Source organism: Thalassotalea nanhaiensis (assembly GCF_031583575.1).
Taxonomy (GTDB): Bacteria; Pseudomonadota; Gammaproteobacteria; order Enterobacterales; family Alteromonadaceae; genus Thalassotalea_A; species Thalassotalea_A nanhaiensis.
The window spans coordinates 1,964,549-1,990,603 of sequence record NZ_CP134146.1 but is presented as its reverse complement, the minus strand read 5'-3'; the positions used below and the strand labels follow the sequence as shown (position 1 = coordinate 1,990,603).

Sequence of the window (26,055 nt, the reverse complement as noted above, 5' to 3'; positions counted from 1 at the left end):
TTTAATGACTGCTCGTGAGAAACGACATGAGTCGTGTAGTTAATCCTGACGCTCGGCTTACTTTTTGGCTAACAGCTGTCTGCCAAACTGATTTACTGCAAAATATTTGCAAGTGTTTTTTAGCTCGAGTTATTCCGGTATATATTAGTTCCCGGGATAATAAACGATTTGCCCCTGACTCTGGAAGAATTAATGCAACATTTTCAAATTCAGACCCCTGAGTTTTATGTATTGTCATTGCATATACCGTTTCAAAACTAGGCAAGCGGGCAATGGATATAGCCCGATAACCATCTCCTTCAGGAAAGTACGCCATTAATCGGCCAGAATTATCCTTAAACAACAGACCAATATCCCCATTAAATAGATTTACACCATAATGATTTTGGCTGATCATAATGGGTCTGCCGTGATAATTTTCTTGTTTGTTTGTAATGCAATGCTGTTTTGTTAAATAGTTCTCTACCAACTCATTGATATTCTCTAAGCCCGACTCACCTATACGTGTCGGAACAAGTATTCTAAACTTAACTAAAAGTGAAAAAGCTTGCTCTATAGTGCTAGCTGAAAAGATTGGCGCATAAAATTGTTCGGTCAAGCGTTTAATTGTTTCTGTTAATGGTTTATCACCAATAAAATCGAGTTCTTGGTTTGATTTTTCAGTTAACAAAGACCACGACGGCTCCGTTTCAGACGCAATGACCAACTTAGCAATTCTACCGATACCACCATCACCACTGAAGCGACGACTTAAGGTTAAATAGGTTAAATAATCTACGCTTGGTGAACTATCAAAGTCAGGCAACGTTTGGTTCGTTGTTTTCTCGACAAAATCTTTGTTGGTAGCACTGTATTGGGTGTCAGGCCAAGGCGTCAAGTCAGCGAGTACGCTTCCTGTTGCAACAGAAGGAAGTTGATCACCATCACCAAGTAAAATAATTTTACAATCTTTCGGTAAGGCTCTAAATATACGAGTCATCATAGGTAAATCGACCATCGAAACTTCATCAATTAAAACAACATCAGTGTTTAACTTATTTTGTTGATGATGACGGAAATTAGGGCTATTTTTAATGACCCCCAATAAACGATGTATAGTAGACGCTGTCGTTGGTATTTTTTCTAATATAGAGTCATCAATTACTTGTTGCTGTTTAAACGAATTAACAGCACTTACAATTGATTCAGATAAACGCTGAGCAGCTTTCCCGGTTGGCGCAACCATATCGATACGAATATTAGCATTTTGCATTAATAACCCTGCTAATAATTTAGTTACCGTATAAGTTTTACCAGTACCAGGTCCTCCGGCAATAATTGAAAATGTTTTATTTAACGCATTGGCAACTCCGGTAAGTTGCCAATCGACATCCTCGTTAGCTTCTGAGAATAACGATTGAATTATACTTGCTGTTTGGCTTACATCAACAGCTTCAGTTTGTAATAACCTTTGCTCAATATAGTTTGCGAGCTCTACTTCAAACTGCCAATAACGGCGCAAATATAAATTTTGATGTTCTAAAACAATCAGTTGTTCTTTGCAATCTTTACTCGCTACTTCAAATTCACTCAAGCTAGATAACAAAGTATCAAAAACAGGAAACGAGTAGCCTGGTTTTTCTTCAACTGGTTCTTGGTAATATCTATTGTTTTCAGTACCTTCTGTTTTAGTCTGCCATAGAGTCTGCTCGTTTAATGCGCTAACATCCAAACAACTGTGTCCATCCCGTTGGCTAGCACTCAGAGCCAAATACAAATGAAATAGCAGAGATGATTTGTTCTGACTGTTCTCATACAAGTTGCATGCTAAGTAATAGTCAATCGCTTGAATGCCCTCAAGTACTTGCTCAGCTTGATAAAAGGTTTGATAAGGCAAACATGACATAGAACTATTCATTGCTAAATTCCTTGGTATCAACCTCTAGGGATATCTTGGTTCCAGAAAATAAATGATCGAGTTTTTGCAACAACTCTGCTGTTAAGCTATTAAAGAAAACACCGCAAAAATCGTTATTATCAGCACTCATGCCACGAAGATATAAATAATAAACGCCACCAAAATGAGTTTCTATCGAGTAATTAGGTACTCTACGCTTTAAATATCGATGCAACGCCAGAGAATAAATTAAAAACTGTAAGTCATAAAAGTTCTTAATGACATTAATGCTAAGTCGTTCAGGTAGGTAATCACTGAATTTATCACCGAGATGGCTAGATTTATAATCACAAACGAAATATTTATTATCCTTGCAAAAAATTAAATCAATAAAGCCATGCATCATACCTTTTAATTGGCCAAATGCAGGTAATTCTGAATTGATTTGCGCTAGCTCCTCCTCTGGTAACCCTAAGGATTTTCTAAACTGGGTTAACAAACGCTTTAAACCGCCTAAATCAACGTTTTCCATAGGAAAGTAAAATTCAGCCTCTCTGAGTGTTTCTTCAACCGATAACTGCGCTAGAGTGTGATTGTGCTCGTTATATGGTGTATTTAAACAATCTTCTAACCAGTCATACACATCACTTTGCTCAAAGCCGCTCGGTAATTCCCCAAACTTAGTTAGATTGTAACTGGCATCTTTTTGCCAGTTTGGTTGTTCGAAATCGATACGCTCAAAGACATCATGCAATAAATTACCGGTCTTAGCTCCTTTTTGAAAGGCAAAGCGAATGACATCTTTCTTCGATACTAACTGATTTAAACTGACTTCATCGGGATCCCTGTCTGGCTCATTTCTACCACCATGACGTACATTTCGAGTTAGGGCTGAAAATGAGCTTAACCACCAATCGCGCTCTATTCGACCAGTAAATTCTTGTTCAGTAAATTGTTCAAGTTGGGTTACCGTTTCAACAAGGCTGCCTTTAAAGTCGGCACCTTCGGCAATTGTCAAACCGATGGCTTGCGGTGCATATGCTATAAGAGGCTGTATGCCCTCTGAAAACGATTGGCCATTCGATAATTGTAATGCTTTACCAAGTGGCGACTTGTCATGTTCTTGAAATGTAGTGCAAGCTAAGTAACAACGATGTTTAGCTCGGGTCACAGCAACATACAGCAAACGTACGTCTTCTGCATAGCCTTCATCAGCCATACGTTGCCGAGCAAGTGCATCATCGCCTAAATGGACTGTGAAGTCCCCTTCTTGTTGATGAAACCTTAAAACTTCTTTAAATGATGCCCCAAATTTAACCGGGTTTTTATGACGACTTGCAAATGGCACAAACACGACAGGATATTCAAGCCCTTTAGAGCCATGTTGGGTAACAATTTGAATAAGGTCCGCATCACTTTCCAAACGAAGTTCGGCTTCATTTTGATTAGGGTTTTGACATTGTTCGGTCAAATAAGCCATTAGCTCCTGCGGTTGCTTTAACCGTTGGCTTTCCGTTTGTAATAACTCAAATAAGTGTATGATATTAGTGAGTTGGCGTTCGTTATCTTGCTGGCTGCCAGGGTAATAATCATGCAATATTTTCAGCGCCATGGCCATAAAACCACGTTTAAACCAAATTGCTTTTAATCGATTAAATTCACTGCGTACTCTTTCCCATACTATTTCATCATTTTGAACTTCATAGAGTTTACTCGGAGAATAAGAAAAATATGGACCTGACAACGCTTGGATAAATGCTCTGTCATCTTCGTGATTGATAATGGCATTCAACACCGCAACAAATTGCTGGGCAATGTCACTTAAAAATAAATTAGCTCGCTGTGACTTATAAACACTGGCAATATTTAATGTGTTTAGCGCTTGTTTTATATCTTCGGCTTCACCACCATCTCTAACTAAAATGGCAATATCTGCAGCTTTTACTGGCTCTGAGCCAACGGTTGTGGCTAATAACGCTTCACTTAATAACCGACCAACCTCTGCAGCAACCCAATGTGCCATCGATTTACGAAAGTCGGTTTTAATATAACCTCTGTATTCAAACTCTTCACTTGCTTTAAAATCAACGAACTGCAGGGCTTTATGATCTTTATTATCAATCAACCGTTCTTTATCAGCATTAATAGAAGCCTGTACGGGCTGATATTGTATGCCAAAGCCAAATACATCTTTTGCACTACTGGTAAGTTCATTTCCATAAAATAAGTGGTTATAACCTTCAATCATCATTGCTGATGAACGCCAGTTAGTATCCATAACCCATTGTTGATCAACCAACTCACCGGCGCTCAAATAGGTAAAAATATCACCACCTCTAAAACCGTAAATGGCCTGTTTAGGATCGCCAATTAGATACAAAGCTGTTTGCTTAATTGCTCCTGAATCATCTTTAGAATGATCAAAATACAGTTGCGTTAATATGGAGAACTGTTTTGGGTCTGTATCTTGAAATTCATCGATAAGTGCTACAGGATATTGTTCTATTAATGCATTAGTTAAAGGTTGTTCATTAGAGTTTTGTTCATTTTTTAAGGCCCGTGCAAGCTCAGATATCAAATCATCAAAGTTCAACATGTTTTTCAGACGCTTTGCTTCTAACACTTTGAATTTAATAGCCTTAACAGCAACAACAGCTAAAGAATACGCTTCAGACTTTAGTAACGCGGCACCAAAACCCTTGATAAGTTTGCTCAGTTCACCGGTGGTTTTAAATGCTTGTTTTAACTCTGCTTTAACAGGCGATTTGGAGAAACGATTTGCAGCAATAAATTTAAAGTCAGGTGCATTTGAAAGTTGATTTTCAATATCTGAGTTTGTCGATTGTAACTGCTTTAAAAATTGTAAAAGTTGCTCGAACTCGGCAACTCTAGTGTCACGAGCCTTGCCTTTTTTACTATCAATTAATGCTTGAAAAATACATTGTTCAAACTCAAGTAATTCTTGTTCAGCAACAGTTGCAAGAACTTGTAATGAGCTAACTAAACTTTGCTTATCACTAATAGTGGGTAAGTTGTCATCATAAAGTAATCCTTTAAAACTCGCTAAAAACGCTTCTGGGGTTGCCCAGTGTTGAACAAATAGTTGGTAATCATCCAATGAATCAGCATGGGCTAGTATCCGATAGTGATCTTGACAAGCTTGCAGTACGACTTCACTGTCATCAGCTTCCATTTGAGCGTTAAAATTCATTCCAGAAGCAAACGCCTGCTCTGATAAAACACGCTTACAAAAGCCATGTATGGTGAATATAGACGCTTCATCAAGATTAATTAATGCATTTTTAATGATAACTTTAACGGCATCATCGCTAATGCCATCAACCATTAAATTTTGCTTTAGCGTATAAAAGTAATGATTATTTTCATCATTGGTATACGTTTGCCAATGGGTTAATACGTCCCGCAAAAACTCGTCAATTCGACCACGTATTTCTTCTGTTGCGGCCTTGGTAAACGTCATTACTAAAATGTTTTCAACACTAAGTCTTCGCTCTAACAACATTCGCAGGTATATACGAGTAATGTTAAAGGTTTTACCAGTACCTGCACTTGCCTCTATAAGATGACAACCATTTAATGGTAGCGTTTCTGCGTGTAGAGCCTGTGACGTCTGTTTGCTAATAGAATTTACGTTATTCATAGCTAACCTCTGTTGTTGAGGTTTCTGATGCGTTCAATTCTTGTTCTGTGATGCTTAGATTGAGGTAAAGAGTCTGGTAGATGTCAGTAAATCCTTGGCTGAACTCTTGTAAATTAGGACATTCTTTCCAAATATAATGCAGGTAAGGATCACTTTCTAACCCGTCAATGTTATAACCATCTTGCCAAAGCTTTGTTAACTGGGCTTGGTTAAACTCTGGCTCGATAAATTTTCCACCGCCCTTACCCGACTTCCAAAACAGTTTATCGGCAATAATGCTGTTTAACAAAAGCGGCTTAGTTAACGAGAGTTGATAGTAAGCGAGTATTTTAGAAAGTTGCGCTTTGGCACCATCAATATAGTTAAAACTAACCATTTGTAATTTATTATCTTTTTCATTTAGGTAATAGCCTAAGCTAGAGACTTCTTTATCACTTGGACATAACGCACATAACAATAAATGATTAAGGTATAATTGGCTTAGATCCTTTGCTTTTACTTTCGCTGGACGATAACTGAAATGCACCAGATTGTTTGCGGTTTGATAAAGAGTTATTTCAGCGCTAATTTGCCATGTCAAAGCAGGATCCATAACGACGATTTCACCAAGCACTTCATCACATGGATTGAGTTGAATGCTCTGTTCTAAATTTGATAGTAACGGTTCAATTGAGCCCTGGGAATCTAACGTAGTTTGCATGTTTCCATAAACGGCCTTTGAGAAATTATGCATTGTTACTTGCCAATCTGATAATTCTTGTGCAAATAATGGGTTATCAGGAAAGTCTCCTGATAATAGCGCTTGTTGATACAGGTCACATGATTGAATATCGCGACGTTGGGCAATATCTTCAACCAACACATTTTGCTGGAATAAGTATTTATCTAAATGGCTGAAGGTAAATGGTTCAGCATCATCAATGTTTTGTTCGTTTTTATTGAAAAATAGTTTAAGCCGTTGCTCTGCAAATACCTGCGCAGGATTCGTTAAAAATCGGTTTATTTGCACTAAACTTAATTCGAGCACTTGTTCTTCAGGTAGAGGCAGTAATTGCTCTGCGTAGTCGTTTTGAATACATTCTCCACTGACTTTAGCCAGCTTCAACCATTTATCATCAAAGCTTTTATAGGGGTTAACTTCACTAAAATTATCTAAACTGAATACCTGCAGAGGGAGCTGCCTTAGTTGGCTTTGCGTTGGTTGTTCTGCTTGTTTGAAGTCCCAACCATACCCACAACTCAAGTAATCCATTAACTCACGCAAAACAATTGATGGCTGTCGTTCATTGTTGTTTTTAATATCAAATCCTTGATAACTTAAATACAGATTGTCTCTGGCAGAAATAAGCGCTTCAAGAAACAAATAACGATCGTCGCCACGGCGAGAACGATCACCTGGCAAAACCTTCGTCATCGACATTAAGTCAAAACCTAATGGTTGTCGTTGACGAGGAAATTCACCATCATTCAAACCAAGTACAGCAAGTACTTTAAACGGAATTGAACGCATAGGTAGCATAGAGCAAAAGGTTATTTGGCCGATCATAAATTGTCGACCAGGATCAGGCTGGCTAAAGTGTTGGTTTAAATATTCACGCACTACAGCTAATTCAATGTTCCCGGTATAACCAGCTTCTTTACAATACAAAGCTAACGAAGAAATTGCCTGATTAATGATAACTAAACCATTGTCAGTCTCTTCTCCTAAAAATAAGCGCTCAATAAAATTTTGCAACGATTGTTGCCACTGCTCTGCCGTTTTAGGCTTAGTTAGACTTACGCTCATTTGTTTAAGCTGTTCGCATAACAACAAGAGTTTGCCTAATATCAGAGCGTTATTACCTTCAACCCAAGGTAAAACCATATCATCTGCATATAAACTGGTGCTATCACCAAATGCGAAGCCCTTTAATAATCGTTCTAAACCTTGCTGCCAAGTGAATTGTGCTGTTGATTGCTGTGTGGCAAGTAAACGGTTTTTATGTTCGGCATCTAAGCCCCAGTGCACATTTGCTTTGTCTAACCAGTCGGTGATCAATTCAATATCATGTTCACTTAAGCCAAAACGCATTTGCAATGGCAGTAAGCGTAAATATGATAATATTTGATTAACACCAAAACGACTGTCAGGCATACAAAGTAATTCCGAAAATGCCGCAACTAATGGCTCAGAGTCCTTTGAAACCCTATCTGCGATTGAACATGGCAACGGTGGCACAGCTTCGCCAATTTCATCCCACCCCCGCACGAAGACAGAATCGATATAAGGTGCATACTGTTCTATTTGTGGACACATAACCAAAATATCTTTTGGCGTTAAAGAACTATCCTCATTAAATAAATGCAATAAATAATCGTGCAAGCCTTGTACTTCGCGCAAGGCGCTGTGTGCTGATGTTATTGTGATACTGTTATCAATTGAGACAACAGGCTCGTCACGTTTATCGGTTAACGTTAATATGTCTTTTTGTAATTGCAGTAAAACCGACGGTTTATTTATAGGGTCAGTTTCATCACTTAAGTTGGAATGATCAAACAGCTCATCAAACAACGGAATTTCTATGGTATCACCGCTATGCAGTAGTGATAGAAACTCACGGCCTTGTTGGCCTAAGTTTGCAAGTAATGGGTTGGCACTGTCGTTATGTAATGCATCTTCTGGCCATTTTGCGACTTGTGCTAAGTAAGCTTGTTTAGCGTTCGCTTTATCAGTTTTTATATCGCCCCAATATTCATAACAGGGATTTAAGTGATAAAAATGCACTTCAATATGAGTAGATAGCGCATTAAGAAAGTCTATCCACATTGGTGCTAAGGCGTTAATACCAAAAATTGACACCCGTTTTGGCAGTAAATGTTTATAAGTTAATAAATTGTTTTTAGCGGTAGCTATAAGTGTATTAGGGTTATATGGGCTTTGTTTATGCAATAAGTACCACAAAAAACTCTGCCATTTTTCTTGTTGTTGAGCACTGCTGTCAAAGCTCGTTACAGTCTCACCTTTTGCCCAGCTATCAAGCCAATCAGGTCGATAAATTAAGTACTGTTCAAATAAATCTGCTGTTTGCACCGCTAATTGAAAACGTTTCAATGAATCAGGGCTATTGTTTTTATGCCAATATTGGTTAGCTTGTAGACAATCTTTGTTATTTAAAACTTCAGTACTTTGTAAAAGTGCATCTATCCGCCAGGCAAGTACTTCTCTTGAATAGGGTGTTTGGTCTGGAATGTCATCACCAGATAAAATTCGCAGTTGTTGCCAAAGAAACTGGGCAGGCAAAACAAAACTGGCGTTCATACTTATACCGGAAATTTGTGCTTGTTGCATGTTTAGCCAATGCTGCATACCTGGATTTTGTACCAATACGACTTCTTTGGACAAAACAGGCAAGGTAGACACTTTTTGCACTTCATCAAATAAAGTGAGCAAATCTTCCATGCGGTTTGCTGGGTATATGTTGATCATACCAATTCTATTATGGTTATTTTATTACGATTTAAGCACAAAGATGGGGATTTAACTAGATGAATTTTGGTAAATAATTATTGATGGTTATTATTCGATCAAAGAGTTAAAACTTTGTTCAAAAAACGCCCCTATTACCGGTACCGGTTTGCACTGGTGATCAAAGGCATAATATAGACCAAATGCCCATAACACCAAAACAGGTAACGCTAAGATCCAACCGACAATAGGAATAAAACTTAACAAAACCCAGGTAAGTAATAGACCAAGAGTTTGTCTTAAATGAAAGGCGGCAAAGCTCGTAGGATTATTACCATGCAATAATAACGCAGCCACCCAACCAATAATCGTTAGATAACTGATAATCGCAATGGTTTTGCCTTCAACCTTAAAGGTTTTATCATCAAGATGATATTGCGCCATTATTATCCTTAAGCTTTACTTAACACTACTATAACTATGATAAAAATTATCAAAATTTCAAGTTTTTTAACAATTAAACAATGCTCAGCAAACACACTATGGATAATAAAAACACCCTGATAATTAAACCCAATTCTAAACGTAACGGTTTGTTTTTATTAACATTAGGTTTAATACTTATGCTCATATGCTTTATGTTAAATTTAGCTTATTGGCATTTGTTTAAATTACAATTAACAGCCTTAATGTTGGCGAGTTTTATTGTTGTTTTAATTGGATATTTTAAACATAGTGAACCAAGTATCAGCTACAAAATAACGCCGCAAACAATCACTTATTATCATCGAAGGGGAAAATGGCAAATTAATTGGTCAGACATAATACGAGTTGGCGTGATAAGCTCAGAAATACAAGGTGAGAGAGTCCGTTTACCCTACATAGGTATAAAACTTACCTCTTTAGAGCCGTTAGCAACAACAGTTACCCCAAGATTGGCAAATAAACTCCTTCATGAACAACAAGAATTATGCAAATTAGCAGTTCAAAACTCACAATTAACAATAGCGCAAGCTGCTATTCACTTCGACGGATTCAAGACAAAAGGATCGTTATTAAAGGGTCCTGTAGGAGCTTGGTTGCATCAGAGTAAAAATTTGAACCTTGCTTATGGATACCATGTATATTTGCCCGAAGGCAGCTTTGATCGAGATACAGATCAGTTTGTAGGCTTACTAAAGCAATGCCATGCTTATTCATCTCAATATACTAAATCAATTGAGTAATCACATTATTATAGGGGCTAGTTCTAGCGTGCTACTAAACGTCGTAATGTTGGTGCTGAAACGGCGAGTAAACTACTGGTTAACTTTAGGCTTAGACGCAATTCTTTGCAGGCTTGTGCAAGCAACGATTGTGAATAAGCAACTTTTGATTCAACCATATTCAATTGTTGAATATGCTCAACTAAAGCAAATTGTTCATAAAAACCGGGGGCATTAATTAATTCGGCATCGGCTTGTAATTTTTTCCAACGTCGACGGAATGTGCTTTCGGCTATATTCAAACTATTAGCAGCTTGCAAAGCAACGTGTTGATGCTGCTCAAGACTAAGTCGGTAGAGTTGGTATTCTACCCAAGGTCCAATTGCAATTATGGCTTCACTAGAATTAGATGTTAAACAGTGATTTATTACATTTTTTGCAATACTGATTGACTGTTCAGGCACCTCGTCATTTACACTAGTTTGGTTTATAGCAAAATCATTATTTACGACAACAGTTTCGGTTTGATTATTGTTTTGTCCTGCCATTTTTTCTGTATCATTATTGATACTTAGCTCTGCAGGAAATAAGCCTAAGTTATTGCAAGATACAACATTATCACTACATACGATAACAGAGCGGTGTACTAAATTTTTAAGTTCTCTGATATTTCCTGGCCACTGGTATTCCAATAGTGCTTGTTTTGCCTGCTCACTAAAGTCAATAATACCTTTATTATATTCTGTTGAGAAAATATCTAAATATGATTTTGCGATAAGTAGAATATCGTCAGTTCTCTGTCTTAATGGTACATTTTCAATCTTGAAAACATTTAAACGAAAATAGAGATCTTGACGAAATTTACCTTTGGTAATTTGTTCCTTTAAATCTACATTAGTTGCTGCAACGAGCCGCACGTCAACTTTTTTAACCTGGCCACTACCAACTTTTGAATATTGTTTTTCTTGTACGAAGCGCAATAATTTCACTTGCACCTCAAGCGGCAATTCACCTATTTCGTCTAAGAACAAAGTTCCGCCATTAGCTTCATGAATTCGCCCTGCTACATCCCTGTTAGCTCCAGTAAATGCACCTTTTTGATGGCCAAACAATTCACTTTCAACCAAACTCTCAACAACCGCGCCACAATCAAAAATAATAAAAGGTTTATCTTTACGATCACTAAGTTGATGTATACTTTGCGCTAACATTTCTTTACCAGTACCCGATTCACCGGTAATTAATACAGTTGCGTTGGTAGGCGCGACCATTTCAACTTCTTTCATTAAATTAGCCATGGCACTAGATTGATACCAAAAGTTCAATGAATTGCTAGACTCAACCTGTTTAGTATCATTTGCTCCAGCACATAAGCGCTCTATCTTAACCGCAGCAAAGTCGGCTATATTATACAAAACGTGATGATCTTTAGACGTTATATCCTGATCTTGATCGCTGGAAAGCCAAAGAAATGCGCCTGGTTTGTTTGGAACATAAATTGGAATTATTTTTTCTATGCCGTGATCAGCTAATACAGAGGTAAAAACTTTACCATGTTCATTTTGAATTGATTTGATGTGAGATACTTGGTTTTCAGATAAACAAACATCCGCATTGGTTAATTCATTTCCAGAACTATTTAACGCTTGTTGCAAGTTAAGTGAATTGTTTTCCAAGGTGTAAAAGCCAGCAGCTTTCAAGCCAAATCCGTTAATTACCTGACTAAGTAACTCTTTGATAAATACTGGCAATTGTTCGATTTCATTGAGAAAATTAAGAATACTCCATTGCATCAGCATTTTTTGGTAATCATTATTGGCCGATTGGGAAACATTACCACTTAATCTATCTAAATTACCAATTTGCAGCATGGCATTTTGTGATTGCCATTCCCTAATTTGCGCCCCACCTAATTCTCTCGCCTGAGAGAGTGAATAATTTGCTTGATAAAACAATTCTACCGGAGAATAGTTTAGCAGCTTTGAATTTATTGCTACGCCAATGCTAAAGTTTAGGGATGTTTTCTCTTCAAGGAATTTATGCTCTTTTAACCTTTTTTGTAGTTGATTAACAATATTCTTAATTTGTGCCGCACTACTTTGGGAAAACATCACCATAAACATGGTACCGCCATAATGGGATGCCATATCTGTAGGACGAACAAACTCTCTTAACAAATCACCAATACTGTAAAGTACTTTGTCACCATAATTACGCCCATGCTGTAAATTTAGCTCATTAAAGTTATCAGGGCTAAGCAATAAAATGCCTGAAACTAAGGCTGTTTCAGAAGCATTATCTTTATTTTTAGGGACAAAATTAAATTCTTTCGGCAAGCTGTTTAAACTAGTAAGCTGCCTAAGAATAAGTACTACGCCTTTAGTGCCATTGGCGTATGATATAGGACCTACAACGCCATCTACCAGTTGGCTTGATCCATGAGCAATTTGAATAGCCAACGGTTGAAGCTTGGTTACGGTTTGAATTTTTATCGCCGTAGAAATAAATTGTTGGGATTGTTTAGCGGTTAAATCTAATCGCGTTTGAATCAAGTTATACCAAGGCTTTCCTCTAACATCTTCGAGAGTTTTTCCAAATAATAGTTCGGCAGTATTACTGATATCAACTACCTCACCTTGCTGGTCAAGGTAAACTAAAATATCGCCTATACAGGAAATGGTGTTTTGTAATAAATGGCTTTGTTTTTGTTCTTGTTCGCGAATATTAAATTTATATAGAGATAGATGAAGTTTTTGCTGAAGTTCAATCTCATTTATCGGCCAGAAAAATTCACTGAATGTATATTTTGCTTGCTGATAGTTGTCCATAGCACTAGGTTCATGCTCTGCATTGAGAAAAAGAACCGGGCAATTCATTTGAGTAGATAAACGTTCTTTATCTATCGCAGACTCAATGTCTTTGGTATCAATAATAACAAAATCGAAACCAACAAACTCTCTTGTGGAAACCACCTGATTAATGTTTTGAGAACTTAAGGAAACGATTAAATTTTGTTGCTTTAATGAAGCAGAAATTTCAGTCGAACTTTCACTATTGCTTATTAGCAACACTGTTTTGTTATTATTTGTATTAATCATAAATAGACTATCGCTTTAGCTCAGCTCGCAACCAGATGAAGATCATTAATAAGTAACTTTTCAAAGTTATTTGCATTGATCGGAGGGCTAAATAAGTATCCCTGAATTAATGAACAATTGAAACTTTGTAAAATTTGTAACTGCCCTTTCGTTTCTACGCCTTCGGCTATTACATCAAGGTTTAATGTTTCAGCCAAAACAATAATTGCTTTTACAATAGCAGCAGCATCTGCAGAAGTATCAATATCAGTGATAAACGAACGATCAATTTTAAGTGTACTAATAGGGAATTTCTTTAGATAACTAAGCGATGAATAGCCTGTGCCAAAATCATCGATTGCAATTCCAACCCCTAATGCCTTAATTTGTTGCAGACGAACAATATTCTCTTCAACATCGGTCATAATTGCGCTTTCAGTAAGCTCTAACTCAAGTAAATTAGCTGGTAATGCAGTTTCTTCAAGTACTGTTTGAATGAAGCCAACCAATGAACCGCGTTTAAATTGTACAGAAGATAAGTTAACTGATACACGACATTCATTGCCACTTTGGTCTAACCACAATTTAGCTTGTTGGCATGCGGTTTTAAGAACCCATTCACCTATGTCTATGATCAAACCAGTTTCTTCGGCAATTGGAATAAACTCCGCAGGAGAAATTAATCCATGTTTAGGGTTATGCCATCTAATTAACGCTTCTACGCTTACTATTTGATCTTTTTCAACATCAATTTGCGGTTGGTAATACAATTCAAATTCATCATTTTGTAAAGCTTTACGTAATTCTTGTTCAAGCTCTAACCGTTCAATTGCCCTACAATTTAAAGAGTCAGAGTAAAATTTAAAGCAACATCGCCCCTGTTCCTTTGCGTGATACATAGCAACATCAGCATTTTTCATTAAATTGGTAACATTTAAGCCATCATCAGGATACACAGAAATTCCGATACTCGGTGTTACTGTGACTTCAAACTGATCTATTTTTATCGGTTTTGACAAGGACTGTATTATCCGCTGGGCAACTTGAGCAATATCATCAACATGATCAACTTGACTTAGAAACACGGTAAACTCATCACCACCTAGGCGAGCAACTTCTGACGTTAACACCTCATCGTTACCACGAGCTAATAAATCAGAATTTCTAAGGTTACTTTCTAATACTTTGGCAACCTTTTGTAAAACTCGATCACCAAAACCATGACCAAGGGTGTCATTGATCCGTTTAAACCTATCTAAATCAATAAATAACACACCAACATGATGACTACTGCGTTCAGCCAACAATAAAAATTTTTCTAAGTGATGGTTAAAGCTTTCTCGATTTGCCAGCCCTGTTAAGCTATCGTAATACGCTAAATACTTAAGTTTTTCTTGAGAGTCTTTTAACTCTCTTAACGCATCTCTGCTACGCAGCATATAACGCACTCTGTGTGCAATCATTGGCCAGCGAATTGGTTTTGGTAAGAAATCTGTCGCGCCTATTTCATAGGATTTTAAAATTGATTTATAATCATCAGCGCCTGTTACCATTAAAATTGGTACGTCTTTACCTGATTTATGCGCCCTGATTTGTTGACAAACTTCATAACCACTTAGACCTGGCATTTCAACATCAAGTAATATCACATCAGGTTGCATAGTAAAAAACTTAATTAACGCGGTATCACCATCAGCAGCTTCAATAACTTCGAAACCTTGAGCTTCAAGCGTATCTCGCATTAAGATTAAATATGTTGGGTCATCATCACAAATAAGCACTTTAGCTTTATTGTATAGATTTAACTCTGCATTGTTCATACAACTTCCTTCGATAACTCTTCGAGTAAAACGATTGTATTTTGGTAAATTTCATTTATATTGTTGGCACTAAATTGGCATTCAGAAATGTTACCTTTCGCCGATTCATGTTCAATAAAAATACAAATATTTGTTAACTCTTTCGCACCTACATTTGCACATAAAGATTTCATGGCGTGTGCAGTTTTACGTATATTCTCACTATCCAGTTTATCCAGATAAACCATTAGATCATCTATTTTTACAATAATCTCTGCTTTAAACGACGTTAAAACTCGTTGATAAATTTTTCGATTGGTAATTTTTTCAATATCACGAATCGCCTCTATAGCAGCAAAATCAATTAGTGCTTCTGAATTATCACAATATTCAAAGTCGCTTATTTCATCACTAACAACAACGTCATCGTTAAGTACAATGAGGTTATTAAGATATTTCTTTAATACATTCAACAATACTTCAGTGGTAAAAGGTTTACTTATGTGTTCATTCATACCTGCATTAATACATTCATGTTCATAACCTAATCCAACTCCCGCAGTTAACGCCACGATAGGCGTTTCTTCGAGTTCATTTTGACTTTGCCATTCACGGATTAACTGCGTTGCCTTAAAACCATCCATGACAGGCATTTGGCAATCCATAAAGATTAGGTCATATTGCATAGTCTTAATCTTTTCGACAGCAATAGCACCGTTGTCGGCGATATCAATTTCACAACCGTACAAGTGTAACATTGCTTTAGCCACTTCTTGATTGGTAATGGCATCTTCGACGAGTAATATATGTGCTTTAAACTCATCAACTTCTTCAACAATGTGAGGATTTTTGGATTTTTCATCAACCTTTTTCCCATCTTCACAATCTTGTAATACGTCCAACAAAGAATCTTTTCGTAATGGTTTTTCCAAGTATCTAGCGTGGGCTAATAAACTAGGAGATGATGTAGTTCTATTTAGCACTACTACTTTGTCAACGACCGTTTCTAAGTGCTTATAAACTTCTGTTTGTGACAGCAATTGTTCATCTACTAAATAAATGACATTTTCGTTTGTTGCCGAAACAGTGAGTTGAAGTTTCTCAATACTTAACGTTTGATGCTGGATGTTAAGCCTGCTGAGCAAATTTAAAGTCATTTTTTTAACAATGTCATCTTCAGTCAACACCATTATTTGGTAATTTAATTGATGTTCTACATCATCTTTGGCTTGCTGACAATCAAGTAAAGGCATGGTTACGGTGAAGGTTGCTCCTTTTTCAGGTATAGAATCAACAGCAATAGTACCTGACATTAATTGCACCAATTTTTCAGTGATTGCCAGTCCTAAACCTGTACCGCCGAACTTGCGAGTGGTTGAGTTATCTTCTTGTTGGAAAGACTGAAATATTTTGGTTTGGTTAGTTTTGCTGATACCTACGCCACTGTCTTTAACAGAAATATACAAAGTGCCCTGCTCAGAACGAGTATTCAATTCAATAAAGCCGCTTTCAGTAAACTTGATTGCATTACCCAACAAGTTAGCAATAACCTGCCTAATTCGTAACGAATCGGCATTAATTAATTTTACGCAATCAGGGTCAATGTAAATAGAAAGTTCAACACCTTTTTCATGGGCTTTATTGGCAAATAGAAAACACGTTTCTTCAATAAGTTTGTGGTAGTCAAAGATTTGTAGATCCAATTGCACTTTTTCAGCTTCCATTTTAGAAAAGTCTAAAATGTCGTTGATCAACTCCAGTAACATTGACCCAGCTTTTTGTACTGATTCGGCGTAATGATTTTGAGTTCGATTTAACCCGGTTTTAAGCAGAAGATCACTCATGCCTATAATACTATTCATTGGCGTTCTAATTTCATGGCTCATTGTTGCCAAGAAGTTTGATTTTGTTTGAGCAGCCTTTTCAGCAAGATCTTTAGCGCTATTGGTTTCGACTATTGCTTGTTCGAGAGCACTGTTGGCATTTTGCAACTCTTGGGTACGTAATTTAACCTCAGCTTGTAATTGCTTTTGTGCATCTAGCAACTGCTGACGTTTGTATTGTTGACGTTTATACATTAGGAGTGCAGCAATAAACAACACTAAAAAATAACAAATATAAGCAGGTAAACTTAGCCAAAATGGCGGATTAACGTGGATAGTTATAGATAATTCATCCTTACTCCAGATACCATCATTATTTGATCCTTTAACCCTTAACAGATAACTTCCATGCTGTAAGCTGGTAAATGGAATATTATTGCTTGTGGTTTCAATCCACTCTGAATTCAAGCCTTCCATCATGTATTGATATTTATTGTTTTCTGGTTTGGTATAATCCAATGCAGCAAATTTAAAATCTAAAAATGAGTCCGAATAATCAAGCTCTAAGACTCCATCATTACGAAACATATGGTGTATTGGAATGGTTTTATTATTTTTGGAAAACTTAGTAAATCTTAATGGTGGCTCGTAGGTATTGATCGGTACATTATCTGGCATAAACGAATTAAAGCCATTAGGACCACCAAAATATATTCGCCCAGATTTTGACTTAAAATGAGCGCCGGTATTAAAGTCATCTTCTTGCAAGCCATGAGTTTTATTAAAGTTATTAATTGATAAATCTGTTGACGATAAGCGAGTTAACCCTCTTGTATGACTTACCCAAATATAACCATTGTTATCTTCAACAAGGCCATAAGCTACATTACTTGGCATTCCTTGACTTATACCGATTTGTTCAAAATGAGCATTACCTTGGTAATACTCATTTTTACTTAAACGTGCGATACCAAAATCTTCAGTGGCAAGCCAGATGTATTCTTCTGTATTTAATAAACTTACAATATTATTGGTTTTTAATGAGTGTTCTTGCTCATCATTGGCCTGCAGACGAGTGTTATCGCCGGTTGCTAAATTATAATGGTTAATGCCAGCCCCGCGCGTTGCTATCCATAAGCTTTGTTTATTCTCAACCATTACGTCGATAACTTTATTGCTCGATATTGAGTTGTCATCATTCTCGTCATGTAAAATACGCGAGATATTGCCATTTTTATGAAGAATGTTAACCCCGCCACCAAATGTGGCAATGACTAAAGATCCGTTATCCAGTTCGACTATTTTACTGATAGCATTACTACTAAGTGAATTTTGATCTGTTGGATCATGTTGATAAATTTTAAACGTATCAGTTTTACTAGATTTATAGTGTAAACCCGAGCCAAATGTTCCTAGCCATAAATTGTCTGATTTATCGATCAACAAATTCATCACTCGATCATCTTGTAAAGCGACAGGATTAGTTTTATCCGCATGAATTTGTTTTATATTTCCAGTTGCAGATTCAATAATATTAAGACCACCGCCCCAGGTACCTACGTAAATGTTTCCTTTTGAATCTTCTGCAAGAGCGGCGACAACATTAGATGAAAGTTCAGTACCAATACCAAAGTTTTTACTCACGTGAGTAAATGGAGTTAAGACCGCATTCCAACGACTAACACCGGCAAAGGTACCTACCCACATGACCCCTCCAGTGTCTTGAAACAGTGTAGTTACTCTGTTATCGATTAAACTATTGGCTCTAGCGGTATTTAACGTATGGCGAATGAATGTTTCTGTTTGAGGGTTAAACTGACAAAGGCCTGCATCTGTTGCTAGCCACAATGTATTGTTTCTATCTTGATAAATATCATATACATAATTAGAGCATAAACTGGCATTATCATTTTTTTGATGAGTAAAAGATTTTATTACTCCTTTATTCAGATCAAAAATGAAAACACCTGCATCCTGTGTAGCCACCCATAAATTATGTTCTAAGTCTTCATAAACGGTTTGAATTTTGTTACTTGAAATAGGAATAGCACTGGTTGGCGTAAAAGACAGAAAATCATCCTGACCTTTCAGTTTGACCTTTAAACCATTTTTTTCAGTAGCGACCCATACGTTTTGACTATTATCAATAAACAAATCTAAAATCGATTCTCCATTTAACGCTTCTAATGAAGTAAATGCTGATGTTTTGACGTCTAATATGGTGATACCTTTATCAATACTTCCAAACCATAAATCACCATTTTCATCTTCTATGACCGTTTGATAAATATTCCCAAGTACCTCTTTATGACGTTCTATATCATTAAAATTTTTGAACCCATCGATTTCCGATAGGTATAGACTGATCCCGCCATTTCCCAATACCCAAAGTCTATTTTCTGAATCAACAAAAACCTTTTTAACCCAAGTACTTGCGAGGCTGTTTGGTTCACCTGGCATGTGGGTATAAATGGTTGAAGATATCCCATCAAAGCGATTTAAACCATTTTGATTACCAAGCCATATAAAACCCATTTCATCTTGAGTTATGGTATTAACAGCCGGGTGCGAAAGTATTTCGGTATCATTCAAGTTAGTAAACTGAATTTGATTTTGATTAGTAATATTTGATGCAAATGTCTGACTACTGAACAGTAAAAACAAAGCGGAAAATATAAGAGATACGGTCAGCAATAAAATATACTGACTCTTATTAGTGGTCATTACAGCAACCTAAAGTTTATTATTATTTAATTCTACTTATTAATAGCATTTCAGCCTTCAATTGTCATTAAAATTCAGGCCTTCAATGCATAATTTATTCAGTAAAAAGGCGCCTTCGGCGCCTTTTTAATTATTATTCTTGTTCTATCCATTTATTGATAAATGAGACTGAACTTATATCACTTCCCAAATCTAAAAATGAATTCGAATTTGGCCATAAATGTGCGTTTTCCCAAACGGCTGCATCGCCCCATAAGTTAGAGTTTGGCCATAAGTGAGCGTTTGGCCATAAGTGAGCGTTTGGCCACAAGTGAGCGTTTGGCCACAAGTGAGCGTTTGGCCACAAGTGAGCGTTTGGCCACAAGTGAGCGTTTGGCCACAAGTGAGCGTTTGGCCACAGGTGAGCGTTTGGCCACAGGTGAGCGTTTGGCCACAAGTGAGCGTTTGGCCACAAGTGAGCTTTGTTGTACAAACCATCCCATTCATGTCCTTCTACACCTAGAATATAAAAATCACCATTATCATCATAACGACGAGCTGGGCCGGCATAATGTTGTGAATCATTCAATTCATTAGCGATATCCATTCCTTGGTTAGCACAGCCGACTTTGTCGCTAGCTACTGCCCATGGTGCGTTTATCATACCTGCACCTTGTTGAAAAATGCTGTATGACAATTCGCCTTCATTTGCTGTACCTGCAAATGCTGATGATATCAAACGACATTTAATATCATTAGGTGTTAGATATGGGTCATCTTGTAGCATAAGAGCAGCAACACCACTTGCTACAGCGGTAGATTGTGATGTACCAGATAATAAGAAGTAATCATTACCATCTGCATATTCAGGGTAATCTTTATAGATTTTAGATTTATGACTCATTAGGCCTTGCATATGGCCACCAGGAGCAACTAGTTCAGGCTTAATAAAACCTTCAACGGTAGGACCAGCACTAGAAAATGAAGTAACAAAGTCATCACTTAAATCAAACGGTGTATAGTTGTCCGAAGTAGCACCAATGGTTATCACATAAGGGTTATTGCCCGGAACGCCAATAGACATAGCTTCTGAACCACTGTTACCTGCTGAAGCAAATACAGTAATTCCTTCTTGCCAAGCAACCATTAATGCTTGGTTGATAGGATCTTGCCAGTAAAAAGACTGTGGTTTAGCACTAAAAGAAAGGTTTAATACTTTGATATTATGTTTATCACGATTTTCAACAACATATTCAATAGCTTTTAAAACATCTGTGTAAGTAGAGCTGCCATTAGCATCAAACGCTTTAACAATCGTTAATTCAACGTCAGGGGCAATGCCATTATATGATTCACTTGCATCACCGTTACTATTAAATGCAGTTGAGCTATTACTAATTAAGCTGGTGATATGAGTACCATGACCATACTCATCTTTTAATGCTTTGCTACCTTTAAGTACGCTATGATGATGAATTGTACGCTTTTTACCGTAGCTGTTCTTACGGATACCATCAAACTTTGCAGCACCACTATCGATAATAGCAACACCAACGCCTTCACCTGTGATCCCTTGCGAATGAAGCTGGCTTGCACCTACCTGTGTTGGAAAATAAGTATTACGTTCATCAACGCCGTTTCCTGCTTTAGATTTCGACTTATGTGAACTCAGTTTAACTTTCTCATCGGAAAACAACCTAATCAAAGGATGATTATTACGAATCTGCTCTGCTTGGTTACTTGTTAATAAAGCTGAAATTGCTTGAATGACAGTATAGTTATGAACGACTTCACCACCAACTGATTCAATTGCGGCAATCAACGTTGGTTTACTTGCTCCTTGAACAATGTAAGAACCCTTTTGTAACGTTTGACTGTTAGAGAAAAAAAGAAAAGCTGCTACAGAAAGTAGCAGCAAAGTACTAAGCGCAGACCTTATTATTGTTATTTTGTTTGATGAAGAAAGATTCATAAATTATTCCGTTTAAATTAATCTACCTCTACTAAAGCCAGAATCATGCCAACAAATAACAATTGGGTTACAAAACCCATTTTACTTAGCTTCTAATAAAACTTAGGTTTCCACCCTTTTCAAAAGAAAAATAATGGCGACAAAAATATGACGAACAAAAGAAATAAATGACGACAAGATTGGAAGAGCATACAACTTGGCGAATTCAGAAGAAAATGGCGAATAACATACTCAATTAGTTAACTAATACCTTTTATCTACTAGTTTTATAAAAGTATTCAATCATAAGGTACAGCTAGAAATTAATTTCAAAAGTTATCAGCAAACTATGTTCATAATACGATTATGTAACAATGCCAGGTTTAAAAGGCTAGCGCCCCACTTTCTATTTTTGCCTACACAATAAAAATATACATTCCTCCCTTAACTTTAATAACTGCCCACTTTAAATGTCCTTATTTAGTTAACTTATAACTCAACTAAATTGGTTACCTTGCAAAAATTAAACTATGCTTAATAATGGGTAATCTAACATCTAATAGGTAGTAACTATGTCAGTAGGTGTGAAGAAAATTAATGATTTTGCATTGGCTATGCTTGAGCAAGCAAGTTTAGATGACCTGCTATGGTCTATCGCTCAAGGCGTAGGTGATATCATGGAGTTTGAAGATTGTGTTATTTACCTACGAGCAGAGCAAGTATTAATTCAAGTTTCAGCATTTGGTATTAAAAACCCTAAAGATAGGCAAATCTATGAAAGAATAGAAATTCCTATGGGGCAAGGCATTGTTGGTACCGTAGCAGAAACTAAGGTAGCAGAGATAGTACCTGACACTATGCTTGACTCTCGCTATATATTTGATCAATATTCAGGCCGCTCAGAGCTTACAGTGCCAGTAATCTATGAAGGTGAAACAATTGCGGTTATCGACTCTGAATCTAAATTTATAAATAATTATACAAAATCCGAACAAGAGTTATTGCAAATAGTTGCTAATATTATTGCTCCTCGGATCGCAAGTTCTATTTATCAAAGAAATCTGCAAACCACACAAATCAGATTAAAACGTGCCAATAGCGAATTACAAGCAAGCATTGCCGATTTAAAACTCAATCAACAAACCTTAATTCAATCAGAAAAAATGGCATCGGTTGGCATGTTATCTGCTGGTATTGCCCACGAAATAAACAACCCATTGGCCTACTCATTAAGTAACTTGGCAATTTTAGAAGATTATATTACTGATATTAAATCTGCCCATCAGGCCATTATAGAAAACCCAAATATAGCAGAGCAACACAAACTGCCATTAAGGGATAAAAGCTATTGCCATGTAGTTAACGATCTTTCAGGCCTTACGCAATCAACAATACAAGGCTTAACCGTCGCAAAAGGAATAGTGAGTGACCTTAATAGATTTGCTCGCTCTAAAGATGAGGAGTTGTGTAATGTTGACATCAATGAAGGGATTAGAACTACATTGAATATTGTTAACAGCCAAATTAAATCACACTGTAAGGTAAACCTTAATTTAACCGACTTGCCTTTAGTACAAGGTAATATAGGCAAGTTAAATCAAGTATTTATGAATATTATTCTTAATGCTAGTCAGGCTTGTAAAAAAGAAGGCAATATTGACATTGAAACTTACGCCGATAATCAAGGTGTATTTATTAATATTAGTGATAACGGTATAGGTATTCCTTCTGAAAATTTATCGCACATATTCCTGCCATTTTTCACCACGAAACCTGCTGGCCAAGGAACTGGACTTGGACTATCGATTAGTTACAAAATCATTGAGGAAGAACACCGAGGTAGATTAACCGTCGCCTCCGATGAAACAGGTACAACTTTCACCATTTTCTTACCAAACGTTAGTAAACAGTTAGCGTGTTACTAGTACAATAAATAAAACAAGACTAAAAACAATCTGACATTAAGATCGTATAGGCTTATTTTACCTCAGCCTTCAACTTACACATTTGCCCCATGATATATTTCTCAAGAGATTTATAAACGTTATAAGGTAATAGTTTTAACAACACTGTGCATAATAATGTATTCAACGTTCTTAACGGCTCTTGATAAATAATTCTAAAATTGGTTTTTAGCGCTTTACCCATATACAACCAAGCAGTATCACTTTTACCAGATTGAATTGCTCGTCGTGCAAAGTAGCGAAACTGATATGCTTTCGCTAACGAATAATAACGATTAAAAAAGCTAGGCTGAGACGCTTTATTTAACGCTAACGCGGCTTTCCAACAAGAAAATTGAGCTTCTAAATTACTCGATAGACCATGTGGGTTTATTCTATAAAATGTTAACGCTTGCCCTATTCCTTCGAATTTCCAACTTGTGCTCAAACTAAGTCGAAGCCAAAATTCAATATCTTCTGACTGTTTCAATTTTTCATAAAAGTATTCAGTACGAACTTGATGACATTTCTCTCTCCCTTTGTTACGGAAAGTCTTGCTACATAACCCTTTTTCCAGACAATTTACATAATCAATAAGCATTGCTTTACGCATCACTGGTGCAGAGCCATTCCCAATAGGATTTCGACATAAAACATCACGTCGACGGATATTTTTCAATTTCGGAAACTGGCCAATTCCTAAAGGTTTATCATCATCATTAACAAATAAAGATGAGCAATAGCTGATACCAACACTTGGCCGACTATTAAGGTGACTTACATGTTTAGCGAGTTTATCCTCATGCCAAAAATCATCTGCATCTAATAAAGCTATGTATTGCCCTTTCGCATGGCTAATGCCAGTATTTCTTGCCCCTGCCAACCCTCGGTTTACTTGTTGTATTAGTCGAATTCTAGGATCGTTAAATTGCTTAAGCTTTGCTAAGGTGCTGTCTTTACAGCCGTCATCAACACAGATAACTTCAAAATCATTAAACGTTTGATCTAAAACCGAACTAATACATTTATTGATGTATTTTTCGACATTAAACATTGGAATAATGACAGAAACTTGCGGTTTTTTGAACTGTTTATGAGTGATAGCATTTGACATAATGGAACCTCTTATACATTAATGAGTAAAACAAATTGTTCACTATTGAATACGTTTAATCTCAATTTTTGGTAAGTTATATAACCGCTTAAATGGGATAAACACGAATAAGTTAATCGTTGAAAGTATTAACATGCTTAGCGCTAATCCCATTGCTGAATCTGGCTGTATGATCACTATTGCAAGCACATAACAGAGTAAGATAGCCACACGCGAACAGCTTTCTGCTTTATAAAAATAAAGGGCGCGAAACATACAACACTTAACGTCTAAAAAAATGGTGGTACAGGCTGAACAACATAGAACACTGGTAATTGGAATAGCGAGCAACCATTGTTCTGAAAAAAATAACGGCATATATATAAATGCGGCGGCGGCTTGAACAACAAATAGACTTGCCAACAATAGCGTTAACCAATATATGCTTCGGCTTCTTTGCTGTAAGTTGTTTTGTCTATTGAAACTACAGAGTTGTGGATATAAAGCGTTGGTAAATGCACAATTTATTGACTGGGTGATACCTATACCTGCACTTTTAGCAAAACTGTACAAACCAAACGACTCTGGAGATAATAATTTAGCGGCCATAAAAATATCGACATGTTGCTGTATTCCTTTTGCAGATTCCGCAAACATCATTTTTGTTGACGCAAAAACTAATGATTTAATTACCGAAAGATTAAAGCCAAATCCATAACTTTTACTTTCAACAAAACTAAAAATAACTGCCCAGGCAACAGAGTAAATGAGCTTTCCATAGGCAATTGCCATAACATCACCACTTTTATAAACAAGCACAGCGATACTTAAATTTTCAATAAGTAAACAAACACCACTGCAAATACCAACGTGTGCCATTTGATTATTACGTTGTAATATAAATACTCGAATACTTACCACGGGTAATAAAAGATAGCTTATGGCCATAACCGTAAGCATTTTTGCTATCACATTCTGCTCAAAGAAACTTGCCATCATTTGTGCAAAAAGCAACTGCATAAAGAATAACGTAATACATATAATCCATTGCAAAGACAGGGCATTTTTTGCAATGACTGGCAGTTGCTCATCACTACAGTTAATTACTTGATTGCCTGAGCCAGAGCGCAGTAATAAACGCAAAATATCATGACATACAAGCGCTAGCATGGCACTGCCGTATAAACTCGGTGATAATGTCGCCGCTAAAACGATAATGGTGATTAATCTAGAGCCTTTTCCAAGTATATCTGAGCTCAGTAGCCATAAAGAGTTACTGACCAATTTCGTTAAATGTTTTTTATAATCGCGTAGTAAGGCTATAAGTGTTGCGGTACTTTCTCTTACCTTTTGCATAGTATTTTCAACAGTTACTAGGGGGATGTTGATTAAAATGCAAGAAAGGTTCCAGTTATCATTAAATAAAAAATAAGCCTATAAAAACGATGCAACTCACTACAGCCGCCAATAAATGGGCGT

12 protein-coding genes are annotated in these 26,055 nt (G+C 36.7%); 2 read left to right on the top strand and 10 right to left on the bottom strand.

What is annotated here, in order from left to right; translation table 11 throughout:
- Position 1 precedes the first annotated feature (1 nt).
- The 4 genes from recD to RI845_RS08700 form a co-directional block, all read right to left on the bottom strand.
- On the bottom strand, positions 2 to 1,897 hold the full coding sequence (gene recD, locus RI845_RS08715) for an exodeoxyribonuclease V subunit alpha (protein ID WP_348389349.1): 1,896 nt from the start codon (positions 1,895 to 1,897) through the stop codon (positions 2 to 4).
- A complete protein-coding gene (gene recB, locus RI845_RS08710) occupies positions 1,890 to 5,537 on the bottom strand; it encodes an exodeoxyribonuclease V subunit beta (RefSeq protein ID WP_348389348.1) in 3,648 nt (1,215 codons plus the stop codon). Before recB ends, recD begins: the two co-directional genes overlap by 8 nt.
- Positions 5,530 to 9,003, bottom strand: coding sequence for an exodeoxyribonuclease V subunit gamma (recC, locus tag RI845_RS08705; RefSeq protein WP_348389347.1), 3,474 nt, complete (start codon positions 9,001 to 9,003; stop codon positions 5,530 to 5,532). Before recC ends, recB begins: the two co-directional genes overlap by 8 nt.
- 90 nt (positions 9,004 to 9,093) lie before the next feature.
- Complete coding sequence (locus RI845_RS08700; RefSeq protein ID WP_348389346.1) at positions 9,094 to 9,426, bottom strand: hypothetical protein; 333 nt, start codon at positions 9,424 to 9,426, stop codon at positions 9,094 to 9,096.
- A 98-nt stretch (positions 9,427 to 9,524) separates the two neighbouring features.
- On the opposite strand from RI845_RS08700, the gene RI845_RS08695 reads away from it, so the two are divergent.
- Positions 9,525 to 10,208 (top strand): DUF2982 domain-containing protein, encoded by a 684-nt coding sequence (locus RI845_RS08695; protein ID WP_348389345.1) that lies wholly within the window; start codon positions 9,525 to 9,527, stop codon positions 10,206 to 10,208.
- 23 nt (positions 10,209 to 10,231) lie between these two features.
- Here RI845_RS08695 and RI845_RS08690 read toward each other — a convergent pair whose 3' ends face one another.
- The 4 genes from RI845_RS08690 to RI845_RS08675 form a co-directional block, all read right to left on the bottom strand.
- Positions 10,232 to 13,285, bottom strand: coding sequence for a sigma 54-interacting transcriptional regulator (locus tag RI845_RS08690; protein WP_348389344.1), 3,054 nt, complete (start codon positions 13,283 to 13,285; stop codon positions 10,232 to 10,234).
- A gap of 20 nt (positions 13,286 to 13,305) precedes the next feature.
- Positions 13,306 to 15,084 (bottom strand): two-component system response regulator, encoded by a 1,779-nt coding sequence (locus RI845_RS08685; protein WP_348389343.1) that lies wholly within the window; start codon positions 15,082 to 15,084, stop codon positions 13,306 to 13,308.
- A complete protein-coding gene (locus tag RI845_RS08680) occupies positions 15,081 to 19,610 on the bottom strand; it encodes a two-component regulator propeller domain-containing protein (RefSeq protein ID WP_348389342.1) in 4,530 nt (1,509 codons plus the stop codon). Before RI845_RS08680 ends, RI845_RS08685 begins: the two co-directional genes overlap by 4 nt.
- Before the next feature lie 133 nt (positions 19,611 to 19,743).
- Complete coding sequence (locus RI845_RS08675) at positions 19,744 to 21,561, bottom strand: S8 family peptidase (RefSeq protein ID WP_348389341.1); 1,818 nt, start codon at positions 21,559 to 21,561, stop codon at positions 19,744 to 19,746.
- 551 nt (positions 21,562 to 22,112) lie between these two features.
- Here RI845_RS08675 and RI845_RS08670 point away from each other — a divergent pair.
- Positions 22,113 to 23,465, top strand: a complete 1,353-nt coding sequence (locus RI845_RS08670; RefSeq protein ID WP_348389340.1) for a sensor histidine kinase — start codon at positions 22,113 to 22,115, stop codon at positions 23,463 to 23,465.
- A 52-nt stretch (positions 23,466 to 23,517) separates the two neighbouring features.
- Here the strand turns inward: RI845_RS08670 and RI845_RS08665 are convergent, their stop codons facing one another.
- Both RI845_RS08665 and RI845_RS08660 read right to left on the bottom strand, forming a co-directional pair.
- Complete coding sequence (locus RI845_RS08665; RefSeq protein ID WP_348389339.1) at positions 23,518 to 24,597, bottom strand: glycosyltransferase family 2 protein; 1,080 nt, start codon at positions 24,595 to 24,597, stop codon at positions 23,518 to 23,520.
- Between the two features lie 42 nt (positions 24,598 to 24,639).
- Positions 24,640 to 25,932 carry an oligosaccharide flippase family protein gene (locus RI845_RS08660; protein WP_348389338.1) on the bottom strand — a complete coding sequence of 431 codons (1,293 nt, stop codon included), beginning with the start codon at positions 25,930 to 25,932 and terminating at the stop codon, positions 24,640 to 24,642.
- Positions 25,933 to 26,055: the final 123 nt, after the last annotated feature.

Bases quoted from the DNA above. Each gene is read 5' to 3' on its own strand.
- RI845_RS08695 (WP_348389345.1), top strand. From the start codon at position 9,525: ATGGATAATAAAAACACCCTGATAATTAAACCCAATTCTAAACGTAAC.
- RI845_RS08665 (WP_348389339.1), bottom strand. From the start codon at position 24,597: ATGTCAAATGCTATCACTCATAAACAGTTCAAAAAACCGCAAGTTTCT.
- recB (WP_348389348.1), bottom strand. From the start codon at position 5,537: ATGAATAACGTAAATTCTATTAGCAAACAGACGTCACAGGCTCTACAC.
- recC (WP_348389347.1), bottom strand. From the start codon at position 9,003: ATGATCAACATATACCCAGCAAACCGCATGGAAGATTTGCTCACTTTA.
- RI845_RS08660 (WP_348389338.1), bottom strand. From the start codon at position 25,932: ATGCAAAAGGTAAGAGAAAGTACCGCAACACTTATAGCCTTACTACGC.
- RI845_RS08690 (WP_348389344.1), bottom strand. From the start codon at position 13,285: ATGATTAATACAAATAATAACAAAACAGTGTTGCTAATAAGCAATAGT.
- RI845_RS08675 (WP_348389341.1), bottom strand. From the start codon at position 21,561: ATGAATCTTTCTTCATCAAACAAAATAACAATAATAAGGTCTGCGCTT.
- recD (WP_348389349.1), bottom strand. From the start codon at position 1,897: ATGAATAGTTCTATGTCATGTTTGCCTTATCAAACCTTTTATCAAGCT.
- RI845_RS08685 (WP_348389343.1), bottom strand. From the start codon at position 15,084: ATGAACAATGCAGAGTTAAATCTATACAATAAAGCTAAAGTGCTTATT.
- RI845_RS08680 (WP_348389342.1), bottom strand. From the start codon at position 19,610: ATGACCACTAATAAGAGTCAGTATATTTTATTGCTGACCGTATCTCTT.
- RI845_RS08700 (WP_348389346.1), bottom strand. From the start codon at position 9,426: ATGGCGCAATATCATCTTGATGATAAAACCTTTAAGGTTGAAGGCAAA.
- RI845_RS08670 (WP_348389340.1), top strand. From the start codon at position 22,113: ATGTCAGTAGGTGTGAAGAAAATTAATGATTTTGCATTGGCTATGCTT.